Below are 3,445 nucleotides of genomic sequence, written 5' to 3'. Positions count from 1 at the left end.
GATTCCGGCCTCGAAACCGGTGTCCTTGCACTGGATACCAGACCGGCGCCCGCCAATTGAATCCATACAGGAGATATCCGTTGAAACACAGCAAGCACCTGCCTGGCGGCATCGCGCTTCTGGCCGCATCGGCCGGCGTCGCGCTTCTGGCGGCATCCGCCGCCACCGCACAGACAGCATCGCCGGCCAGCCAGAAGGGAACCCAAGTGCCGACATCCGCATCCATCGACGCCCGCGCCGACAAGCTCGTCGATTCGATGACGCTCGCCGAACAGATTTCGCTGACCAGAACGAAATCCGGCGCCAGCCTGCTAGACTTGGGCGTGCCGCTTCCCGACTTCATTCCCGAAATGATGCGCTCGCCCAAGCCCGAAGGCTCGATCGGCACCGCCGGGTATGTTCCGGCGATCGCGCGCGTCGGCTTCCCGGCGCTGCATCTGGCCGACGCCAGCCTCGGCGTTGCCGACATCGGCTATCTGCGCCCCGGCCAGCAGTCCACCTCTCTGCCCGCGACGCTGTCGCTTGCCGCGACCTTCAGCCCCGAAGCTGCCCGCGACGCCGGCGACCTGATCGGCGCCGAGGCGTTCGCCAAAGGCATCAACGTGATGCTGGCGGGCGGCGTCAATCTGGCGCGCGATCCGCGCAACGGCCGGAACTTCGAGTATCTGGGCGAAGACCCGCTGCTGGCGGGCAGGCTCGTCGGCCAGCAGATCGCCGGCATCCAGGCGCATCACGTCGCCTCCACGATCAAGCACTTCGCCGCCAACCCGCAGGAATCGGGCCGCTTCGTCTATGACGCGCGCATGTCCGAAGCGGCGTTGCGGGAATCCGACCTGCTGGCGTTCGAAATCGGCAATCGGGCCGGGCGCCCGGCGTCGGTCATGTGCGCCTACAACAAGGTCAACGGCGACTATGCCTGCCAGAACGACTGGCTGATGAACAAGGTGCTGAAGGGCGACTGGGGCTTCAACGGCTGGGTGATGTCCGACTGGGGCGCCGTTCACAGCCTGAAGAAGTCGGTGGATGCCGGCCTCGACCAGCAATCCCCGCAGGACAAGGACTTCTTCGCCGGGCTGGAAGCCGCAGTGAACGAGGGCCAGATCGACCGCGCCCGCGTCCGCGACATGGCGCGCCGCATCGTCCGCGCCATGATCGAGGTTGGCGCGCTCGACCATCCGGCAAAGCCCGGCGGCGACATTTCCCGCGAAGCCCACTCGGCGCGGGCGCAGGCGCTGGCCGAAGCCGGCATCGTGCTGCTGAAAAACGACGGCATCCTGCCGCTGGCGGCGAACGTGCGCAGCATCGCAGTGATCGGCTATCTGGCCGACAAGGGTGTGCCGATCGGCGGCGGCTCGTCGCAGGTGATTCCGTGGGGCGGTCTCTACCGCGATGTCCCCGAAGGCACGCACCCGCTGGTGGCGATGATGGCGCCTTCCTATGGCCTGTCGTCGCCGCTGGCGGCACTGAAGGCGGCGCTGCCCAAGACCGACATCCGCTTCGACGACGGCAGGGATGCGGCGCGCGCCGCCGCACTGGCGAAATCGGCCGACATGGTCGTCGTCTATGCCGTGAAGCCGGAAATCGAAGGCATCGACCGTGCCGACCTGTCACTTCCCAACGGCCAGGACGCAATGATCTCGGCGGTTGCCGCCGCCAACCCGCGCACCGTTGTCGTGCTGCAGACCGGCAACCCCGTCGACATGCCGTGGCTCGGCAAGGTCGGCGCGGTGATGGAAGCATGGTTCAGCGGCCAGCGCGGCGGCGAAGCCATGGCCTCGATCCTGACGGGGCGCACCGCGCCTTCGGGCAGGCTGCCGATCACCTTCCCGGCGACGACAGATCAACTGCCGATCCCGAAGCTTACCGGCTATGACCCGGCGAAACAGAAGGCACTGGGCATCGGCGTCACCTATGAACCGTTCGACATCAACTATGTCGAAGGCAGCGACATCGGCTACCGCTGGTTCGACGTGAAGGGCCAGAAGCCGCTGTTCCCGTTCGGCCATGGCCTTACCTACACCAGCTTCGCCTATTCCGGCCTGTCGCACAGCAGCGGCGCCGCGCTTGGCGTGAAGCTGACCGTTCGCAACACCGGCAAGCGCGAGGGGATCGAAGTCGCGCAGCTTTATGTTGCGCCTCCGGGCCGCAGCATCCGCCTCGCCGGCTGGGCGCGCGTCTCGCTGAAGCCCGGCGAAGCGCGGGAAGTGACGATCGAAGCCGACCCGCAGGTGCTGCTCTCGTATGACGAGGCGGCTGGCCGCTGGTCCAGGCCCGCCGGGGAATACCGCTTCTTCGTCGGCCGCTCGGCAGGTGCGCCGGAACTTTCCGGCAAGGCGTCGCTTGCGGCGGCCAGCGAAGCCGCGAAGCGTTGAAACGATGCCCCGGCTGTCAGCCAGACAGCCGGGGCATATTCCCGGTGCAATGCTGTTCCGGGTTCAAAAGATCAGGGCAGCGCCTTCAGCAGGGCATCCACCTTGTCGACGACTTCGGCGCTGATCGCGCCACCCGACATCGGCTGAACCTGCCGCAGGCTCATGGATTTGAAGGCGTCATACATGGGGTGCGACAACAGAGTCGGCATTTCGCGATCCAGCACGGCCTTGCCGCCTGCATTGGCTGCAACCGTCTCGATCGGGCTGTCGGCCGACAGCTTCGCTGCGGCTTCCGCCTTCGGCGCTTCGGCGGCCTGCTGTCCGGCAAGCGCCGGCACGGCGGCAAGGGCCAGAATCATGGCGGCAATCGTCTTTTGCATAAACCTCTCCTCCAGGGCCGGCGCATCGACGGGCATGGCCCCGCCACCGGACGGGCGATCCTATCTTCCGGGCAGGCCTGCCCGCAAACGGAAAACGCGGGCGGGCGCACTGTTCGCCGCAATTTTCATGGCGGCTGCGCCCTCCGCCGCGTCGGTGGCGCTGATGCCGAAGCCGCTGTCGGTCACCCCCGGCCCCGGCGACCAGTTGCTGAACATATCCGGCCCGTTCGCCGTGCAGGCCAAGGGCTGCGGCGATAGCGCCCTGATCCAGCGCGCCGCCGACCGCTTGCAGGCCGACATCGGCCGCCAGACGGGGCTTGCCCTGTCGGCGGCACACCCCGTGCGCCTGTCCGTCATCTGCCGCGACGGCGCCTCCGCCGCCGAACGCAACGAAGGCTACCGGCTTTCGGTCGAAGCCGATGGCGTCAGCGTCGAGGCCGATGGCCCGGTGGGCGCGCTGAGAGGGTTCGCCACGCTGCGCCAGCTCGTCGGCCTGTCGCCGGATGGTATCCGCATCCCGTTGCAACGCATCGACGACAACCCGCGTTTCCAGTGGCGCGGGCTGCTGCTGGATCCGGCGCGGCATTTCCTGTCTCTCGAGACGCTGAAGCGCCAGATCGACAACATGGAGCGGGTGAAGCTGAACACCCTGCACCTGCACCTGTCCGACGATCAGGGCTTCCGCGTCGAAAG

The 3,445-nt window shown here is 67.3% G+C and carries 3 protein-coding genes; 2 read left to right on the top strand and 1 reads right to left on the bottom strand.

Annotated features, from left to right (window positions below; translation table 11 throughout):
- Window positions 1–80 precede the first annotated feature (80 nt).
- Window positions 81–2,372, top strand: coding sequence for a glycoside hydrolase family 3 C-terminal domain-containing protein (locus AC16JP_RS09150; protein ID WP_484340305.1), 2,292 nt, complete (start codon window positions 81–83; stop codon window positions 2,370–2,372).
- A 71-nt stretch (window positions 2,373–2,443) separates the two neighbouring features.
- On the opposite strand, the gene AC16JP_RS09145 is transcribed toward AC16JP_RS09150, so the two are convergent.
- Window positions 2,444–2,752, bottom strand: a complete 309-nt coding sequence (locus AC16JP_RS09145; RefSeq protein WP_484340304.1) for a hypothetical protein — start codon at window positions 2,750–2,752, stop codon at window positions 2,444–2,446.
- Between the two features lie 127 nt (window positions 2,753–2,879).
- On the opposite strand from AC16JP_RS09145, the gene AC16JP_RS09140 reads away from it, so the two are divergent.
- On the top strand, window positions 2,880–3,445 hold a 566-nt coding region (locus tag AC16JP_RS09140; protein ID WP_484340303.1), incomplete at its 3' end, for a family 20 glycosylhydrolase.

The organism is Sandaracinobacteroides sp. (assembly GCF_057137845.1).
Note: the sequence above shows the minus strand (reverse complement) of the source record. Positions and strands in the feature narration are given on the sequence as shown.

Coding starts and splice junctions, on each gene's coding strand:
- AC16JP_RS09145 (WP_484340304.1), bottom strand. CDS start 2,752: ATGCAAAAGACGATTGCCGCCATGATTCTGGCCCTTGCCGCCGTGCCG.